Annotated in this window: 19 protein-coding genes; 3 read left to right on the top strand and 16 right to left on the bottom strand. The window is 66.8% G+C overall.

What is annotated here, in order from left to right:
• Positions 1-85 precede the first annotated feature (85 nt).
• Together LG3211_RS14965 and LG3211_RS14960 are read right to left on the bottom strand one after the other, a co-directional pair.
• Positions 86-703, bottom strand: coding sequence for a CGNR zinc finger domain-containing protein (locus LG3211_RS14965; RefSeq protein WP_057943534.1), 618 nt, complete (start codon positions 701-703; stop codon positions 86-88).
• Between the two features lie 183 nt (positions 704-886).
• Positions 887-1,108 carry a hypothetical protein gene (locus LG3211_RS14960; RefSeq protein WP_148648927.1) on the bottom strand — a complete coding sequence of 74 codons (222 nt, stop codon included), beginning with the start codon at positions 1,106-1,108 and terminating at the stop codon, positions 887-889.
• On the opposite strand from LG3211_RS14960, the gene rnr reads away from it, so the two are divergent.
• The 3 genes from rnr to sugE all read left to right on the top strand — a co-directional run bounded on the left by rnr (position 1,107) and on the right by sugE (position 5,372).
• Positions 1,107-3,548 (top strand): ribonuclease R, encoded by a 2,442-nt coding sequence (gene rnr / locus LG3211_RS14955; RefSeq protein WP_057943532.1) that lies wholly within the window; start codon positions 1,107-1,109, stop codon positions 3,546-3,548. The two genes, LG3211_RS14960 and rnr, sit on opposite strands and share 2 nt — an antisense overlap.
• Before the next feature lie 367 nt (positions 3,549-3,915).
• On the top strand, positions 3,916-4,671 hold the full coding sequence (gene rlmB, locus LG3211_RS14950; protein ID WP_057943531.1) for a 23S rRNA (guanosine(2251)-2'-O)-methyltransferase RlmB: 756 nt from the start codon (positions 3,916-3,918) through the stop codon (positions 4,669-4,671).
• Positions 4,672-5,060: 389 nt separating this feature from the next.
• Positions 5,061-5,372 carry a quaternary ammonium compound efflux SMR transporter SugE gene (gene sugE, locus LG3211_RS14945; RefSeq protein ID WP_057943530.1) on the top strand — a complete coding sequence of 104 codons (312 nt, stop codon included), beginning with the start codon at positions 5,061-5,063 and terminating at the stop codon, positions 5,370-5,372.
• A gap of 181 nt (positions 5,373-5,553) precedes the next feature.
• Here the strand turns inward: sugE and LG3211_RS26480 are convergent, their stop codons facing one another.
• From LG3211_RS26480 to pstS, 14 genes are all read right to left on the bottom strand, one after another.
• Positions 5,554-6,165: a glycoside hydrolase family 19 protein gene (locus LG3211_RS26480; protein ID WP_057943529.1), complete on the bottom strand. Its 612-nt coding sequence runs from the start codon at positions 6,163-6,165 to the stop codon at positions 5,554-5,556.
• Positions 6,166-6,352: 187 nt separating this feature from the next.
• Positions 6,353-7,294 carry a hypothetical protein gene (locus LG3211_RS26475; protein WP_187313026.1) on the bottom strand — a complete coding sequence of 314 codons (942 nt, stop codon included), beginning with the start codon at positions 7,292-7,294 and terminating at the stop codon, positions 6,353-6,355.
• 43 nt (positions 7,295-7,337) lie between these two features.
• Positions 7,338-7,982 carry a ribonuclease T gene (rnt, locus tag LG3211_RS14930; protein WP_057943527.1) on the bottom strand — a complete coding sequence of 215 codons (645 nt, stop codon included), beginning with the start codon at positions 7,980-7,982 and terminating at the stop codon, positions 7,338-7,340.
• Positions 7,983-8,093: 111 nt separating this feature from the next.
• Positions 8,094-8,756 carry an HvfX family Cu-binding RiPP maturation protein gene (locus LG3211_RS14925; protein WP_057943526.1) on the bottom strand — a complete coding sequence of 221 codons (663 nt, stop codon included), beginning with the start codon at positions 8,754-8,756 and terminating at the stop codon, positions 8,094-8,096.
• A gap of 62 nt (positions 8,757-8,818) precedes the next feature.
• Complete coding sequence (locus tag LG3211_RS14920; RefSeq protein ID WP_057943525.1) at positions 8,819-9,607, bottom strand: HvfC family RiPP maturation protein; 789 nt, start codon at positions 9,605-9,607, stop codon at positions 8,819-8,821.
• A gap of 3 nt (positions 9,608-9,610) precedes the next feature.
• Entirely contained in the window at positions 9,611-10,495 is an 885-nt protein-coding gene (locus LG3211_RS14915; RefSeq protein ID WP_235114184.1) for an HvfB family MNIO-type RiPP peptide maturase, read from the bottom strand.
• 28 nt (positions 10,496-10,523) lie between these two features.
• On the bottom strand, positions 10,524-11,213 hold the full coding sequence (locus LG3211_RS14910) for an HvfA family oxazolone/thioamide-modified RiPP metallophore (protein ID WP_237049766.1): 690 nt from the start codon (positions 11,211-11,213) through the stop codon (positions 10,524-10,526).
• A complete protein-coding gene (locus LG3211_RS14905; RefSeq protein ID WP_222837508.1) occupies positions 11,206-11,892 on the bottom strand; it encodes an RNA polymerase sigma factor in 687 nt (228 codons plus the stop codon). The genes LG3211_RS14910 and LG3211_RS14905 overlap by 8 nt, the downstream gene beginning before the upstream one ends.
• A 183-nt stretch (positions 11,893-12,075) precedes the next feature.
• On the bottom strand, positions 12,076-12,786 hold the full coding sequence (gene phoU, locus LG3211_RS14900; protein WP_057943521.1) for a phosphate signaling complex protein PhoU: 711 nt from the start codon (positions 12,784-12,786) through the stop codon (positions 12,076-12,078).
• 147 nt (positions 12,787-12,933) lie between these two features.
• Positions 12,934-13,788, bottom strand: coding sequence for a phosphate ABC transporter ATP-binding protein PstB (gene pstB / locus LG3211_RS14895; protein ID WP_148648925.1), 855 nt, complete (start codon positions 13,786-13,788; stop codon positions 12,934-12,936).
• Positions 13,781-14,689 (bottom strand): phosphate ABC transporter permease PstA, encoded by a 909-nt coding sequence (pstA, locus tag LG3211_RS14890; protein ID WP_057943519.1) that lies wholly within the window; start codon positions 14,687-14,689, stop codon positions 13,781-13,783. The genes pstB and pstA overlap by 8 nt, the downstream gene beginning before the upstream one ends.
• A complete protein-coding gene (gene pstC / locus LG3211_RS14885) occupies positions 14,689-15,660 on the bottom strand; it encodes a phosphate ABC transporter permease subunit PstC (RefSeq protein ID WP_057943518.1) in 972 nt (323 codons plus the stop codon). Before pstC ends, pstA begins: the two co-directional genes overlap by 1 nt.
• Positions 15,657-15,863, bottom strand: coding sequence for a hypothetical protein (locus LG3211_RS25770; protein WP_148648924.1), 207 nt, complete (start codon positions 15,861-15,863; stop codon positions 15,657-15,659). The genes pstC and LG3211_RS25770 overlap by 4 nt, the downstream gene beginning before the upstream one ends.
• Before the next feature lie 150 nt (positions 15,864-16,013).
• Positions 16,014-17,102, bottom strand: a complete 1,089-nt coding sequence (gene pstS / locus LG3211_RS14880; RefSeq protein WP_057943517.1) for a phosphate ABC transporter substrate-binding protein PstS — start codon at positions 17,100-17,102, stop codon at positions 16,014-16,016.
• Positions 17,103-17,249: the final 147 nt, after the last annotated feature.

Raw genomic sequence — 17,249 nt, 5'->3', positions numbered from 1 at the left:
GCCTCCGCGATAGAACGTGTGGACGATCGAATCGGAATGCATGAAACGCGCGTCGCGGGCACGATGCGGCGGCCCCGCGATCGGCTTACTCGCGCTGACGTTGCTGGAAGCGCCTGGCCTTCGCCACGTTTCCGCAGGTCGCCATATCGCACCAGCGCCGGCGTCCGTTCTTCGATGTATCGATGAACACCCAACCGCAATCGTTGCCGTCGCAAACGCGCAGGCGCTCCACGCGCGCGTCCTTGAGCAGCTCGATCGCATAAGCGGTGATGACGTGCGCGATCAGGTCCAGGCCCGAGCGCTCGGCCGACCATTGGGTCTGCAGGCGCGAATCGCGCGAGACCAGGCGCGCGGCTTTGGACGCGGCCAGGCGCGCCTGATCGATCGTATCCAGGTCCAGCGGCGTCGGCGCGCGCTCGTGGGCGAGGGCGTAGAGCGCATCGCACAAGGCTTCGCGCAGGGCCTTGCAGCGCGTCAGCGCGGCGGCGGCCTTGGCCGGCGCGGCCTGTGCCTGCGTTTCCAGCGTCGCCAGATCGGCGCGGGCGAAGCATTCGGTGTGGCGCGCCCAGCGCAGCAGGGCGAAGTAGTCGTCGAGCCAGTCGCGCGGCTGGGTGTCGCGCGCGGTCACGGTATTGACCAGATCCAGCGCGGGATCGCCGCCGACCAGATCGGCGCCGCGGAAGTCGTGATGCTCCAGTCGCATGGCTTACCTTTTAAAGTCGTTTTAAAGGTTATAGCGATTCCTGCCCTGGCGGCAATGCGGGCGCGGGCGGTTTCCGACAGGCGGTGCCGCCGGGACCGTCGCGACAGCCATCGCCGGCCATGAAAAACGGCCGCTGCGTAAGCAGCAACCCGCTCGCATCAACCACGAATCCGCCAGCGGCGATCAGGGATTGAAATAGCTCGACACGCTGGAATAGATGTCGGCGAACCGCGAGGTTCCCGGAGACGACGCCACGCGCGCGGCGCGCAATCCACCCGAGCGCATGTTGCACTGCACACGGGCCGCGGCCCGCCCGGCGCGCGAATTCGTCGCCGGACCCGCCTCCGACCAGCGGCGCAGGCCGCAGACGCCGTATTCATGCCGATGTGCGACCATAGAGGACATGACAAAAAAACCTAAGAGCAAGAAGGCCGGAGCCACCGGCAGCAAGACTCCTTCCCGCAACACGCCCGGCGGCGCCGGCAAACCCCGCAAGGCCGCCGCTTCGCGCCCGCCCTGGCTGCCGGAGAATCTCCAGCACGGCCCGCCCGCCAAGGGCTCGCGCGGAAAATCCGCCGCCGCCCCGGCCCCCGGCCCGGCGCGTGCGCCGGCCCCGTATCACGATCCCTACGCCGAGCGCGAAGCCTCGCGCTACGCCCAGCCGATCGCCAGCCGCGAGCTGATCCTGCAGACCCTGGCCGCGGCCGACGGCCCGCTGCGCGCCGAAGATCTGGCCCAGCGCCTGGAACTGACCGAAGACGATCGCGCCGACGCGTTGGGCAAGCGCCTGGGCGCGATGCTGCGCGACGGCCAGCTGATCCAGAACCGCAAGGGCGAATTCGCCCCGGCCGCGCAGATGGACCTGATTTCCGGCTCGGTGATCGCCAACCCGGACGGCTTCGGCTTCCTGCGCCCGGAGGCCGGCGGCGACGATCTGTTCCTGCCGCCGTACGAAATGCGCAAGGCCATGCACGGCGACCGCGTGCTGGTCAGCGTCACCGGCGTGGACCGCCGCGGCCGCCGCGAAGGCGCGATCGTGGAAGTGCTCGAACGCCGTCTCAATCGCCTGATCGGCCGCTTCACGGTCGAGCAGGGCATTAGCTACGTCGTGCCCGACGACCGCCGCATCCAGCGCAACGTGCAGATTCCGCCGGACGCGCGCATGGACGCGCACAACGGCCAGCTGGTGGTGTGCGAACTGGTGCAGGCGCCCGATCACAAGCGCCCGCCGATCGGCCGCGTGCTGGCCGTGCTCGGCGACAAGCTCACCGCCTCGCTGGCGGTGCAGGCGGCGATCCACGGCCACGAAATTCCCGATGTGTTCCCGCAGGAAACCCTCGACGAAGCCGCGGCGGTGCCGCTGACGGTGCCCGAATCGGTTTCCGCGCAACGTGTGGATCTGCGGCAGATGCCGCTGGTCACCATCGACGGCGAGGATGCGAAGGACTTCGACGACGCGGTGTACTGCGAAAGCAACCGCGACGGTTTCCGTCTGGTGGTCGCGATCGCCGACGTCTCGCACTACGTCCGTCCCGGCACGCCGCTGGACGATGAGGCGCAAAAGCGCGCGACCTCGGTGTACTTCCCCGGTTTCGTCGTGCCGATGTTGCCGGAAACGCTGTCCAACGGTATTTGTTCGTTGAACCCGAAGGTGGACCGGCTGTGCTTCGTCTGCGACATGCAGGTCGATCGCGAAGGCCAGGTCAGCCAGTCCAGGTTCTACGAAGCGGTGATGAACTCGCATGCGCGCCTGACCTACACCACGGTCTGGAACGCGGTCGGCGAAGTGCCGGAAGAACTGCGCAGCGAAGCGCGCGCGCAGGTCGGCTCGCTCCTGCCGCATATCGAGCGCCTGCATCAATTGTTCCAGGTGCTGCTGAAAGCGCGGCAGAAGCGTGGCGCGATCGAGTTCGAATCCAGCGAAGTGCGTTTCGTGCTGGGCAAGGACGGCGAAGTGGTCCAGGCCGGCATGCTTCAACGCAACGATGCGCACAAGCTGATCGAGGAATGCATGATCGCGGCCAATGTCGAGGCCGCCAAGTTCCTGATCGCGCAGCAGGTGCCGGCGCCGTATCGCATCCACGACCGTCCGCCGGAACAGAAGTACGCCGATCTGCAGGAGTTCCTGAAGGAATTCAAGCTGCGCATGCCGGCCTGGAATCAGGTCGAGCCGCGCGATTTCACCCAGTTGCTGAAGAAGATCCGCGAGCGCCCCGACGCGGCGCTGATCGAGTCGGTGCTGCTGCGCAGCCAGAGCCTGGCGGTGTACGCGCCGGAGAACGTCGGCCATTTCGGCCTGGCGCTGGAGGCGTACGCGCACTTCACCTCGCCGATCCGGCGTTATCCGGACTTGCTCGTGCATCGCGCCATCAAGCATGCGCTCAGCGGCGCCAAGCCGATCGCATACGGATATTCGCCGACGCAGATGGCGGCGCTGGCGCTGCAATGCTCCGAGCGCGAACGCCGTGCCGACGAGGCCGAGCGCGAGGTCGATGAGCGCTACCGCGCGGCGTGGATGGAGCAGCACGTCGGCGGCGAATTCGAAGGCACCATCAGCGGCGTGACCAGTTTCGGCTTGTTCATCGAGCTGGACGAATCCAAGGTCAATGGTCTGGTTCACGTGACCCAGTTGCCGCACGACTACTACCACTTCGATCCGATCCGCAAGACGCTCAAGGGCGAGCGCACCGCGCGCGAGTTCCGGCTCGGCGACCGGGTCCAGATCGTGGTGCTCAAGGCCAGCGTCGAGGATCGCAAGATCGACTTCCGTCTGGTCGAGGAGCGCGGCGCCAAGCTCTTGCCGCCGCGCGGTACGCCGGCGAAGCGGCCTAAGCAGAAGTATTGAGTCGCGGCGGGCCGGGGCGTTTGGCCCGGTTCCGGCTCTCCGATTCCGAATCAAGCGCGTCAATTAGCCCCCTTTGAAAAAGGGGGCCAGCGCCCGGCTCTGCTTCGATTCTGTGGAGTCGCCGCAGCGCGGGGGATTTGCTTTTGCTCTGGCGGCCTCCAGGTTTCGGCCAGCAAAAAGCAAATCCCCCCTAACCCCCCTTTTTCAAAGGGGGGAACTCATCGGGTGGGTTTCGGATGATTGGGGGACGGGACGGCAAAAAGCCGAAAACCCGCCGGTAGCTTAGAATCGCACCCCCAAGCCCCGCCGCCCCGGCCGCGCCCCGGCGCCCGCAGCGGCCTGGCCACGACAGCCCCACGGAACCCCCATGAGCCAGAAACAATGGATCGCCGGCATCAACGCCGTCTCCGCCTCGATCGAGCACGACGCCGCCAACGTGCGCGAGGTGCTGATCGAAGCCGGCGCCAAGAACCCGCGCCTGACCGAGATCGAGACCGCCGCGCGCCGCGCCGACATCGACGTGCGCCGGGTCGCGACCAATGCGCTGGAAGGCGTGGTCGGCAATCTGCGCCATCAGGGCGTGGTCGCGCGCTACGCCGCGGCCAAGACCTGGAACGAGAACGAGCTCGAAGCGCTGGTCGAAGCGGCGCAGGGCAAGGCGCTGATTCTGATCCTGGACGGCGTCCAGGACCCGCACAACCTTGGCGCCTGCCTGCGCAGCGCCGCGGCCGCCAACGCCACCGCGGTGATCATCCCGAAGGACAAGTCGGTGCAGGTCAACGCGACCGTGCGCAAGACCTCCGCCGGCGCCGCCGACAGCATCCCGGTGATCCCGGTGACGAATCTGGCGCGGGCGATGCGCGATCTGCAACAGCTCGGCGTGTGGATCTACGGCCTGGCCGGCGAGGCCGAGGCTTCGCTGTATTCGATCGACCTGCGCGGCAATGTCGCCCTGGCCCTGGGCGGCGAAGCCGACGGTCTGCGCCGCCTGACCCGCGAGAACTGCGATCAGCTGGTCAAGATTCCGATGCCCGGCGGCAACGCGGCCGGCGGCGTGGAAAGCCTCAATGTGTCGGTGGCTTCGGGCGTGACCTTGTTCGAAGCGGTGCGCCAGCGCGGTTGATGCGTGCGACGGCGCTCGCGCCGCCTGCGGGAGCGTGAAGTCTTTTGTGGGAGGGGCTTCAGCCCCGATGCTTTCCGATCAGTTATCGGGAAGTTTCACCGCAGCGGATCGAAGAACATCGGGCTGAAGCCCTCCTACAAAAGACTTCGCTTAGCGAAGTCATCGGGTAGGGCGGCTCTCGGTACGGCTGCGCGAATGCGCTCTTCGCGCGACACCGCGCTATGTAACCCCCCGCTGACCCCGCCGACCGCTTCGCCTCCCATCGCGCAGCCGCGCCGATATAATTCGCCGCGAACCGGGACGACCCGGTTCCGCGCAGCCACGCGGCCTTATCCGTACATCGCGCGACGTTTATCCGGGGACGGCCCCATCTTCATGGGAGCACTGTCATGCCTTGGGTCTTGCTCGTATTCGCCGGCCTGTTCGAAGTGGGTTGGGCGATCGGTCTGAAATACACGGAAGGTTTCAGCAAACTGTGGCCGTCGGTCGGCACCATCGCGGCGATGATCGTCAGCCTGGGGCTGCTTGGCGTAGCGATGAAGTCGCTGCCGGTCGGCACCGCGTATGCGGTGTGGGTCGGCGTCGGCGCGGTCGGCACGGTCATTCTCGGCATGGTGCTGTTCAACGAACCGGCCAATGCCTTGCGCATCGTCAGCGTTTTGTTGATCGTCGCCGGGCTGGTGGGGTTGAAGCTGGCTTGAGGTTTTGCGGTTGTGTTCCAGGTGTTGCGCTGGGGCAAGAGCAAAAGCGAATCCCCCCTAACCCTCCGGCCCACAGGCCTAGCCTGTGGGCGTTCAGTGCCGCGCGAACCTGCGGTTCGCAAGCGCGGCCCTTCACCCTTTTTCAAAGGGGGGAGAGGTTTTGGGGGAGGGTCGGTGCTGGTTACTCCAGGGCGTTTAAGAGCAACTCGTCGAAGCGGCGGGCGATGTCGGCGATGGTCTGTGCCTTGTCCTGGCCGTTGATGATGCGCCGGGCTTCTTCGTAATTCGGCAACTGTCCAGACTTGAAGTAGTTGTCCAGTTTCTTGCCGGTGAACCAGCCTTTCTTCATGCCTTCCAGCGCGATCGCGTACGCGACCTCGGGCTTCTTCGCGTCCTCGGGCTTGCTGAGCAGATCGATGCCCAGCAGCTTGCCGGCGCGATCGTAGTTGGCGCGGCCGGTCAGCTGCACGTAGCCGCGGCCGTGGAAGCGCGCGCCGTCGCCGGCCTTGGTGTTGCCGAGCATCTTGCCCACACGCGTGTCCGGGCCGTACAGGCGGTTGAAGCGCGCGTCGTCGCCGAACTCGTCGATCGGCCGCAATGTATGCGCGGTTTCCCACTTGAACGTCGCCAGGCAGTAGGCGATCTGATTGCGATGCACCGGGTTCTGGGTGAAGCTCGCGTCCTGCTCGATGCGCCCGATCAGAAAGCGCAGCGCCTGCGCCAGCTGGTCGTTCAGCGGGCCGAAACGGCGGCGGTAACCGTCTAGAAATTGCTCGTCGTCGAAAGCGAACATCCTGTCCTCCCGTCCATGATCCACGGCCCGCGCGCGCCGCGCAGGGACCGGGCGAGGCGGCGCGATGCCGCTCGATGTCTCATTGAACGCGTGTGCTTTGCCGGGAAGGCCAGACCGCGATGTTGCAGCGGTGAAACAGTCGCGATGACCCCGCGGCGTCAAGCCAGGCCGTAGCGCTCGGCCACCGTCAGCACGGCGTCGTCGTATTGCCACAGGGTCGTGGCGCGGTCGTGCTCGACGATCGGCAACTCGGCCAGGGTCTGGCCCCAAGCCAGCATCGTCGCCAGATCGAGCCGGCGTTTGAGCGCGGCGAGCAGCGCATGGCGCTGGGGGGGGCGATGAAGGCGAACTGGGTGGCATCCGGATCGAGATCGCGCGCGGGAATGCTGCCATCGAGCAGCCAATGCCCGTCCCAGCCGATGTTCCGATAAGGCGGGTTGTCCATGCGCTCGGGCTGTTCGCCGTCCAGGATCAGGGCGGCGGCACCGGCCAGCCAGACCACGAACGCGCAGCGCCATGCGGCATCGTCGATGGCCAGCACCGAGCCGATCCAGTCGTCGATGCAATCGGCGTCCAGGTAACGCAGCACCAGACAGCAGGCCGCCGAAATCGCGCCGTTGGCGCCGATTTTGTAAAAACCGCCGTCGATGGGACGCAGCAGGCGATCGTCGCTGTCGGCCTCGGCACCGTTCCAATACGAAGCGACCATCAGCCTGCGGCCGAGGGTATCGAGCAGGTCGCGACGGAACCGCGGCGTGCGCCCGGGCAGGGCGGGGTCCAGGCAATGCACGAACACGGCACTGACCAGCAGTTCGAAGCTGTGGTGATCGTCGGTGCGTTCGAGCACGCGCGGGAGCAAGTAGTCGAACCACTCGCTCCATTCGTCGCTGTGGTCGAAACAACGCGGCCCGGAGGTCAGCGCGTCCAGCGCGTTGTCGAGTTCCGGCCTGGACCAGTTCCGCGGATCGGGCTGCAACAGCCCGGTGTACATCTGCCGCTCGCCGCCCATGAACCAGGCTTCGCCCATCGGATTTTTCGGCATCGGCGCGCGTTCGCGCAGGCGCCGCAACGCATCAGGGTCCGGGCCGTGGCCGGGAATCCACCGATAGCTTGGTTGAGCGGAAGGCATGCGACGCTCCTTGTGCAGGCCGGTCGATCGATCGGCGCGCGGATCAGCCTCGCGGCCACGCATTGACGATCTTGCAGAACAACTCAGCCGTGCGCTGAGTGTCGTACACCGCCGAATGCGCTTCCTGTGCGTTCCAGTCCAGCCCCGCGGCCTGCACGGCGCGGGCGAGCACGGTCTGGCCGTAGGCGACGCCGGCCAGGGTTACGGTGTCGAACACGCTGAAGGGGTGGAACGGGTTGCGCTTGTGGCCGCTGCGGGCGACCGCGGCGTTGAGGAAGTTGAGATCGAAATGGGCGTTGTGGCCGACCAGGATCGCGCGCTGGCAGCCGTGGCGCTTCACCGCGTCGCGCACCGGCGCGAACACCGCTTCCAGCGCCTGGCGCTCGGGCTTGGCGTCGCGGAACGGGTGGTCGATGTCGATGCCGGTGATTTCCAGCGACTTGGGATCGATCTGCATGCCGGCGGCGGGGACGACGTGGGCGCTGGCGATCTCGCCGGGCACGATCCGGCCCTGCGCGTCCAGTTCCAGCGGTTGCACGGCGATTTCCAGCAGCGCGTGCTTGTTCCAGTCGAAGCCGCCGGTTTCCACGTCGACCACGACCGGCAGGTAGCCGCGGAAACGGTTGGCGAGGGTGGTGGGGAAGGGCGCCGCGGCGGTCGCGGTCTGAAGGGGGCCGGTTTCGGTCATCGCGAAAGCCTAGCAGGTTGTCGCGCGGGCTTCGTCCGCGCGGCCGCCGCGACGGCCGCGAACCGGCGTAGAGGTCAGCGACGGTTCTCGCCCGCGGCCCGCGCTTCCAGGTCAGGCAGGAGCAAACGGCCCGCGCGGCCGCGCCGCGATCAGCAGCGCCGTCGCGCCGAGCCCGGCCAGGGTCAGGCCCGGCGCCGGCAGCAGCATCGCCACGACCCCGCCGAACGGCAACAGGACCAGACCCCAGCCAAGCAGATCGTTGCGCGCCGACGCCGCCGGCAACGCGCGCGCCAGTGCCGCGTCCAGGCTCAGGCGCCCGGCGCCGCCCAGGATCAGCGGCCACAGCATCACCAGGAACAGCAGCGGCAGCTTGTAGTTGCCGGCGCCGGCGTCGCTGATCGCATAGCCTTGCGCGAGCTGGCTCAGTCCCATCCAGTCGCGCGGCCAGTGCACCGCGGCGATCGCGACCACGGTCAGCACGAACAACGAGGCGGCGACCGCGCGCGTGGCCAATCCGAGCAGCAGCGCCAGGCCGCCGAGCAATTCGAACCAGGTGGCCATGCCCCAGCTCAGGCCGGCGGGCACGCGGTCGAAGGGAAACGGGAAGTTCGACATGACCGCGCCGAACCAGTTCTCGCCCTGCAGTTTTTCGCGCCCGGATTCGTAGAACTCCCAGGCCAGCACCGCGCGCAGGCCCAACGGTGCGAGCCAGGCCCCGACGCCGTCGAGGCGATCGCGCAGGGCGCCGAAGCAGGCGAGGCAGGGGACGGCCATGGTGGACTCCGTACAGAACTGCGCCGGAAACGCCGGCGCTTGCTCTGAGTAAGAGTCCGCGATCAGGCGGAAGGATTCGCCGCGCGGGGAAAAAAGATCACGCCGCTGGCGCGCATCTGCCGCAGCAGGCCCTGGCCGAGTTCGAGGAAAGCGGCGACATCGTCGCTGCCGGCTTCCTGCGCCAGCGCCTGCAGTTGCTCGCGCGCGGACAACTGCGGCGATTCGCCGATGCGTTCGACCAGGCGATAAGCCAGCGGGCTGAGTTCGGAGAAACGCACCTCGCCGTCGGCTTCGCGGCGCAGCAGCACCAGGGTCGGCGCGGGCGGCGGCGCATCGGGCTGGAAATCCGGGCCCAGCCGGTGCACCGGCCAGGCGTAGGCCAGCGGCCACGCCAGCGGCGACAGCTGCGGCGCGTGCGCGAGCAGTTCGCTATCGCCGATGCCGGCATCGTCGCACGGCGCCTGCGCGTCGCTGAGCTGCAGCGCCAGTTCCACCCATTCGTAATGCGCCAGCTCGGGCAGGAACGGCGCCGGCGGCGGCGCGTCGGCGGCTTCGAGTTCCTGCAGATAGCGCAGGAATTCACGCGCGATCTCGGCGAACAACGGCGTGTGGCAGCGGTAGTCGCGATAGAAATCGCGCACCAACCGCTCCCAGCGTTCTTCGCCGAGCAGCTTGCGGATCACCGGGAAATTGCCCGACAACAACCCTTCGATATTGTTGAACAGCAGATCGCGATAAATCCCCAGCCGCCGATCTTCGATACCCGCCGGCGCCGGGCTGGCGTTAGGATCGCGCAGATGGCGGGTGAGTTCGAACTGTTGCGCGCGCAGGCGCGAGGGGGCGTCGTTCATGGCTCAGGCGCGCTGGGCGCGGCGCGCGGCGTCGCGTTCGGGCGCGGCGGCGTGGGCCGATTCGCTCAGCACGCGGCGCACGATGTCCAGCTCATCGACCAGTTCCTGGTACGGCGGGAAATTGAAGTCGCGTTCCAGCAGCGTCGGGCGCGCGCCGAACATGCGGTAAGCGTCGCCGAGCAGCGACCAGACCTCGTTCTTGACCGGCGCGCCGTGGGTGTCGACTTTCAGATCGTCGGCTTCGTCGTAATGCCCGGCCACATGGATGTAGGCGATGCGTTCGTGCGGCATCGCGCGGATGAATTCGCGTGCGTCGTAGCGGTGATTGATCGAGTTGACGTAGACGTTGTTGACGTCCAGCAGCAGATCGCAGTCGGCTTCGGCCAGGATCGCGCGGGTGAACTCGATTTCGCTCATTTCCTGGTGCGGCGCGGCGTAGTAGGAGGCGTTCTCCACCGCGATGCGGCGGCCGACGATGTCCTGGGTGCGGCGGATGCGCGCGGCGACGTGGTGCACGGCTTCTTCCGTGAACGGAATCGGCAGCAGGTCGTACAGATGGCCGTCGTCGCTGCAGTAGCTCAGATGTTCGCTGTAGCGGGCGACGCGATGTTCATCGAGAAAACGCCGCACCCGGGCCAGGAAGGTTTCGTCCAGCGGTGCGGTGCCGCCCAACGACAGCGACAGGCCGTGGCAGACCAGCGGATAACGCGAGGACAACTCGCGCAGCGCTTCGCCGTAGACGCCGCCGATGCCGATCCAGTTTTCCGGAGCGCATTCGAGGAAGTCGAAATCCCGGCGCGCGCCGGCGCCGAACGGCGCGGACTGCAGCGGGCCCAACAGGGCCCGCCGCAGGCCGAGGCCGACGGCATCCGAAGACAGTGGATGCATGCCGTCCATCGTCAGTCGTGCTGCGCGATCAGATCGAACCGCCGCACTTGCCTTCGCCGCACTTGCCTTCCGCGGCCTTCTTGGCGGCGCCGTCGCCGGTCTTCACGGCCTTGGCAGCGCCCGCCTTCTTGTCGGCGCCGCACTTGCCTTCGCCGCACTTGCCTTCGGCGTGCTTCTTGTCGGCGCCGCAGCTGCCTTCTTTGCCGGCCTTCTTGTCGGCGCCGCAGCTGCCTTCCTTGCCGGCCTTCTTGTCGGCGCCGCAGCTGCCTTCCTTACCGGCTTTCTTGTCGGCGCCGCAGGTGCCTTCGGCGTGCTTGGCGGTGTCGGCGGCGGCCTTGGCGTCGGCGGCCTTCTCGGCGGCCGGCGGAGCCTGCTGGGCGCCGAGCAGATAACCCTGCGACAGATCGCTCATCGCGAATGCGGAAGCCGACAGGCTCAGACCACCGATGAGGGTAGCGCCGAGAGCGAGGGCGAGGGGCTTCTTGATTTGCTTGGACATGGATGACTCCTGTGTGGCGATGAGGGCGGGGGTCCCGCCGTTGGATTGACGGCCCGGAGTGCCGGGGCCGTTTGTAAGGGTCTTGCATTGTTGCCAGGGCGAATCGTAAGCATCCAGATGTTGCGGGTGTTGCGTGCAGCGGGTTTGTTGCGGTGGGGTATAGCGAATGTCGGTGCGAATGGATACGGGGGCGATCGCGGCGTGGATGCAGTCAGGCATCCAGGTATTCGCGCGCCAGTGCGCGCGCCCGGTGCAGGCGCGACTTCACCGCTTCGCGGGTGGTGCCCAGGCGGTCGCCGATCTCGGCGATGCTCAGGCCTTCAAGATCGCGCAGGAGAATGATCTGGCGATAGTGCGCGGGTAACGATTCCAAGGCCGCGGCGACATCATGGCGCCATTCGGCCGGCTCGGGCGTGACGACGGGCAGGATGTCCTCGGTGATCATGTCGCCGCTGAGCATGCGCCGGCCGCGCTTGAAGCGGTTGCATTCGCGCTTGACGATGCGGAAGGTCCAGGAGACGAAGCATTCGAGCACGCGCAGGTCGCGCAGTTTGCGCGAGATCGTGATCAGGCTTTCCTGCACCGCGTCCTCGATGTCGTTGATGACGCAGTGGTACTCGGCGTAACGGCGCAGATCCTGGCGCGAGTGGATCAGCACCCGCTCCAAGGCGGCCGGGTCGCCCGAGCGGGCGGCGGCCAAATCTCCGTTAGCCATCAATACCGTCATCCGGGTCTCCTCCCAGTCCAGTAAAAATACACTGCGACGCGGTGTCGCGTGTACGTACCAAGAGTTGGGCAGGAAGCGATCGGATTCGCGGAATCGCATCGAAGTGACAGCCGCGTTTAGAACGGGTTCATCGAAATCGGCATGTAACCGTTTGCAGCCCTTGCGCGGCAAGGACTTGGCCGCGACCGGATCGGCGCGCGCGGAGGCGGCCGGGGCGACGACGCAGCGCGAGGGGTGCGGTGAGGGATGAGGCGGGCAGGCGCTCGCCGAAGCTTGCTGCACTGCAGCGTGCGCCGCGATGCGCGGCGGCGGCGCCGATGAACGCGCCCGCGATGGCCGCGGGCGCTGGGCGGATCAGATCGCGCCGGTGGTGTTGGTGTCGTCGCGCTTCTCGCGGGGCGGCAGCAGTTCTTCGCCCTTGACCAGGAACCAGACGTTCTCCGCGATGTTGGTGGCGTGGTCGCCGACCCGCTCGATGTTCTTGGCCATGAACAGCAGATGGGTGCAGGCGGTGATGCTGCGCGCGTCTTCCATCATGTAGGTCAGCAGCTCGCGGAACAGGCCGGTGTAAGCGGTGTCGATCTCGGCGTCGCGCTCGCGCACGCGCTGGGCCAGCTCGATGTCGTTGTCGCGATAGGCCGACAGCACGTCGCGCAACTGCTTGACCGCCAGCGTGCCCAATGCATGCAGCCCGGCCACGTGCGGCAGCGGCGGCGACAGGTTCAGCGCGGTGGAGCGCTTGGCGACGTTGGCGGCGTAGTCGCCGACGCGCTCGATGTCGGCGGCGATGCGGATCGCGGCCAGAATCTCGCGCAGATCCCGCGCCATCGGCCCGCGCAGGGCCAGCTTCATGACGTCGTGGCTGATTTCCTGCTCCAGCGCGTCGATGGCCTCATCGTTGGCGATGATGCGTTCGGCGGCCTTGTCGTCGCGGCGCTGGACCACGTCGAGCGCGGATTCGAGCTGGGACGCGGCCATCTCGCCCATGCGCAGGGTTTCGTCGAGCAGGCGGCGCTGCTCGTCGTCGTAGCTCTTGACGATGTGATCGTGCATTTGGGTGCTCATGGCGGTACCGCCGGGTATGGGGAATCGGGAATCGGGAATCGGAAAAGCAACGGCAGGATCAACGGCTGCGGTCGCGGGACTGGAGTCGGGAGGCGGGTTCGTCGTTTTTTACGATTCCCGATTCCCGATTCCCCATTCCCGTCGAAATCAACCAAAGCGACCGGTAATGTAATCCTCGGTCTGCTGCTTGGTCGGCTTGGAGAAAATCTGTTCGGTCGGGCCGTGCTCGATCAGGTCGCCCAGGTACATGAAGGCGGTGAAGTCGGACACGCGCGCGGCCTGTTGCATGTTGTGGGTCACGATCGCGATCGTGTAGTCCTTCTTGAGTTCTTCGACCAGTTGCTCGATGCGGCTGGTGGAGATCGGGTCCAGCGCCGAGGTCGGTTCGTCCAGCAGCAGCACCGAGGGCTTGAGCGCCACCGCGCGGGCGATGCACAGACGCTGCTGCTGGCCGCCGGACAGGCCCAGCGCGCTCTGGCCCAGCTTGTCCTTGACCTCATCCCACAGCGCGCCCTGGCGCAGCGCGTGTTCGACGCGATCGTTCATTTCCGACTTCGACAGCTTCTCGTGATGGCGGATGCCGTAGGCCACGTTCTCGAAGATGGTCATCGGGAACGGCACCGGCTTTTGGAATACCATGCCGACCTTGCTGCGCAGGCGGTTCATCGGGTACTTCGGGTCGAGGATGTTCTCGCCGTCCAGCACCACTTCGCCGCGCGCTTCCAGCTTGGGGTACAGCGCGTAGATGCGGTTGAAGATGCGCAGCAGGGTGGACTTGCCGCAACCCGACGGCCCGATCAGCGCGGTGACCTGTTTCTCCGGGATTTCCAGGTTGATCGACTTGAGGGCGTGGAACTTGTCGTAATAGAAGTCCAGGCCGCGCGCGGCGAGCTTGACCGGATTGGCGCCGACGACCGCGTCGCGGTCGGGTGCGGCGACGGTGAGACGTGCATCTTTCATGGCCGGGGTTCGCTCGGTGTTCACGGTTGACAGGTCAGTCATGGCTGATTTTGTTTCGTAGCAGAAGTGCGCGGGCGACCAGGCTGACCAGCAGCACGAACGCGGTCAGGACTAGGGCGCCGGCCCAGGCGATGTGTTCCCAGTTCTCGTAGCCCTTGCCGGCGAAGTTGAACATCACGATCGAGACCGCGGCCATCGGCCCGGTCACGTCCACGGTCCAGAACGAATTGCCGAATGCGGTGAACAGCAGCGGCGCGGTTTCGCCGGAGATTCGCGCCAGCGCCAGCAGCACGCCGGTGACGATGCCCGGCAGCGCCGACTTGTACAGCACCTGCACGATCACCTTCCATTGCGGCACGCCCAGCGACAGCGCCGCTTCGCGCATCTGTCCCGGCACCAGTCGCAGCATTTCGTCGGTGGTGCGCACCACCACCGGCAGCACGATGAAGGCCAGCGCGATCGCGCCCGACAGCGCCGAGAAGCCCAGCAGCGCGTTGCTGTCCGGGGTCGGCTTGGCGACGAACACCGCGTACACGAACAGGCCCAGCACGATCGACGGCGCCGACAGCAGGATGTCGTTGACGAAACGCACCACGGTGCCGAACTTGCGCTTGTTGCCGTATTCGGCGAGCCAGGTGCCGGCGGCGATGCCGAGCGGGGTGCCGATCAGCAGGCCCATCGTGCACATGGCGATGCTGCCGAAGATGGCGTTGCGCAGGCCGCCGGCTTCCATCGGCGGCGGCTGGTCGCGGATGAACAGATCCAGGTTCACGCCGCCCAGTCCCTTGACCAGCAGCGTCCACAGGATCCAGCCCAGGAACGCCAGGCCGAACACCGCGGCCGCGCAGGCCAGGGCGAGGGCGATGACGTTGACGACGCGGCGGCGGCGATAAAGCTTGTCCGCGGCCCGGGTGCGGGCATCGGTGGCGAAGGCGGTGGCCATCAGTTGCCCTCCTTGCGGGACAGTTGCATCAACATCAGGCGCGCGGCGGCCAGCACCACGAAGGTGACGATGAACAGCACGAAGCCGAGCAGCACCAGCGCCGAGCGATAGGTTTCCGAAGCCTCGCCGAAGTCGTTCGCGATCAGCGCGGCGATGGTCGTGCTCGGATCGATCAGCGACGGGGTGAACTGCACCGCGTTGCCGATCACGAAGGCGACCGCCATGGTCTCGCCGAGCGCGCGGCCCAGGCCCAGGAACACGCCGCCGATCACCGCCGAGCGCGTGTACGGCAGCACGATGTCCCAGCTGACTTCCCACTTGGTCGAGCCCAGCGCGTAGGCCGATTCCTTGAGCCGGGTCGGCACGGTCAGGAAGACCTCGCGCATCACCGAGGAAATGAAGGGGATGATCATGATCGACAGGACCAGGCCCGAGGTCAGCATGCCCACGCCGATCGGCGGTCCCTGGAACAGCGGCCCGATCAGCGGTAGCGGGCTGAGGTGGTCGATGAGCCAGGGGATGATGTGTTCGCGCATCACCGGCATGAGCACGAAGAAGCCCCACATGCCGTAGATGATCGAGGGGATGCCGGCGAGCAGTTCGATCGCGGTGCCGATCGGGCCGCGCGCCCAGCGCGGCGCGACTTCGGTCAGGAAAAAGGCGATGCCGAAGCTGATCGGCACGGCGATCACCATCGCGATCACCGCGGTGACGATGGTGCCGTAGATCGGCACCAGCGCGCCGTACTTGTCCGCGGCCGGGTTCCAGTCGCTGGAGGTGAAGAAGTTCAGGCCTTCCGATGCGAGCACGGCACGGCCGCCCCACAGCATCGACAGCGCGGCGCCGGCCAGCGCGACCAGAACGAAGATGGCGGTGGAGGTGACGAAGTAACGGAAGAATCGATCGTTGCGCGCGTCGGTGCGATCGCGGGCGGAGACGCCGTTTGAAGCAGGTAGGGCGGTCGCGTTCATTGCGAGGGGAGATCCGTCTTGGCCGGGCTTGCGGTGGCGGGCTTGGTGCTTTGCGTGAAACCGGGAGTGCGGTAAGGCGTTGTTGCGTTGAGCCGGCTGTTCGTCATGGGGCTTGGCTTTTGCTCGTCATCCCCGCGAACGCGGGGATCCAGCGACTTCGTTTTTTCCGTCATCCCCGCGAAGGCGGGGATCCAGGGCTGCATCGCGACAAACCTTTCAGATAGGTGGCATCACTCTTGTTTCTTTCGCGTCCCGGCCAGGGCGGGTCGCCCTGGCGTTCGCGGATGCGCGAGCCGGTGGCTCGCAAACGCATCCGCTCACCCGCTCCCGCTTTGCGGGCGGGGGCCGATGCGTCACTTGAACTCAGCCGCCCAATAAGCTTCGATCTGCTTGACCAGTTCCGGCGGCAGCGGCACGTAGTCCAGCGACTTGGCCTGCTCCTGGCCGTTCTCGAAGGCCCACTTGAAGAACGCGCGCGTGTCGGCGCTGCGCTTGGCGTCCTTGGGCTGCTTGTACATCAGGATGAAATTGGTCGCGGTGATCGGCCAGGACTTCTCGCCGGCGGCGTTGGTGATGATCAGGTTGAAGTCTTTCGCGTTGGCCCAGTCGGCGGTGGAGGCCGCGGCGGCGAAGGCTTCCGCGTTGGGCTGCACGAACTGGCCGGCCGCGTTCTGCAGCTGGGTGTGCGCCATCTTGTTCTGCACCGCGTAGGCCAGTTCGACGTAGCCGATCGAGCCCTTGATCTGCATCACGTAGGACGCAACGCCTTCGTTGCCCTTGCCGCCGACGCCGCCCGGCCACTGCACCGAGGTGCCTTCGCCGACCTTGGTCTTCCACTCCGGGCTGACCTTGGACAGGTAGTTGGAGAAGTTGAAGGTCGTGCCCGAACCGTCGGAGCGGTGGACGACGTTGATCTTCAGGTCGGGCAGGGTCACGCCCGGGTTGACGGCGGCGATGCTCGGGTCGTTCCACTTGCCGACCGTGCCCAGGAAGATGTTCGCCAGCAGCGGACCGGTGAGGCGCAGCTTGCCGGCCTCGACGCCGTCCACGTTGATCACCGGGACCACGCCGCCGATCGCGGACGGGAACTGGCCCAGGCCGGCGGCGGCGAGCTCGTCGCTCGGCAGCGGCTTGTCGGAGGAGCCGAAATCGACCGTCGCGGCCTTGATCTGGGCGATGCCGCCGCCGGAACCGATCGACTGGTAGTTGACCTTGGCGCCGCTGGCCTTGTTGTAGTCCGACGACCACTTGGAGATCAGCGGGTAGACGAAGCTCGCGCCGGCGCCGGTGATCTGCGCGGCGACCTGGTCGCCGGCCGGAGCGGCCGCGTCGGTCTTGGGCTCGCCCGCGGCGGGGGCCGGATTCTGTTTGCCGCCGCATGCGGAGGCGGCCAGCGCGATGGCGAGAGAGAGGACGGCGATGCGGGCCGGCGAGGATTTCATGTGGAACTCCGTGAGGGGAGGGGCCGGCATGGGCGCCGGCTTGGTGGCGCCATTTGATGATCTTTTTGTTACACCGCTATGACATCGATTCGTCATCAATCTGTAGTGAAAGGCCGGAGGCGGTGGCGGGCGTCGCGGTTTTGCATG

The organism is Lysobacter gummosus, assembly GCF_001442805.1.
Taxonomy (GTDB): domain Bacteria; phylum Pseudomonadota; class Gammaproteobacteria; order Xanthomonadales; family Xanthomonadaceae; genus Lysobacter; species Lysobacter gummosus.
Note: the sequence above shows the minus strand (reverse complement) of the source record. Positions and strands in the feature narration are given on the sequence as shown.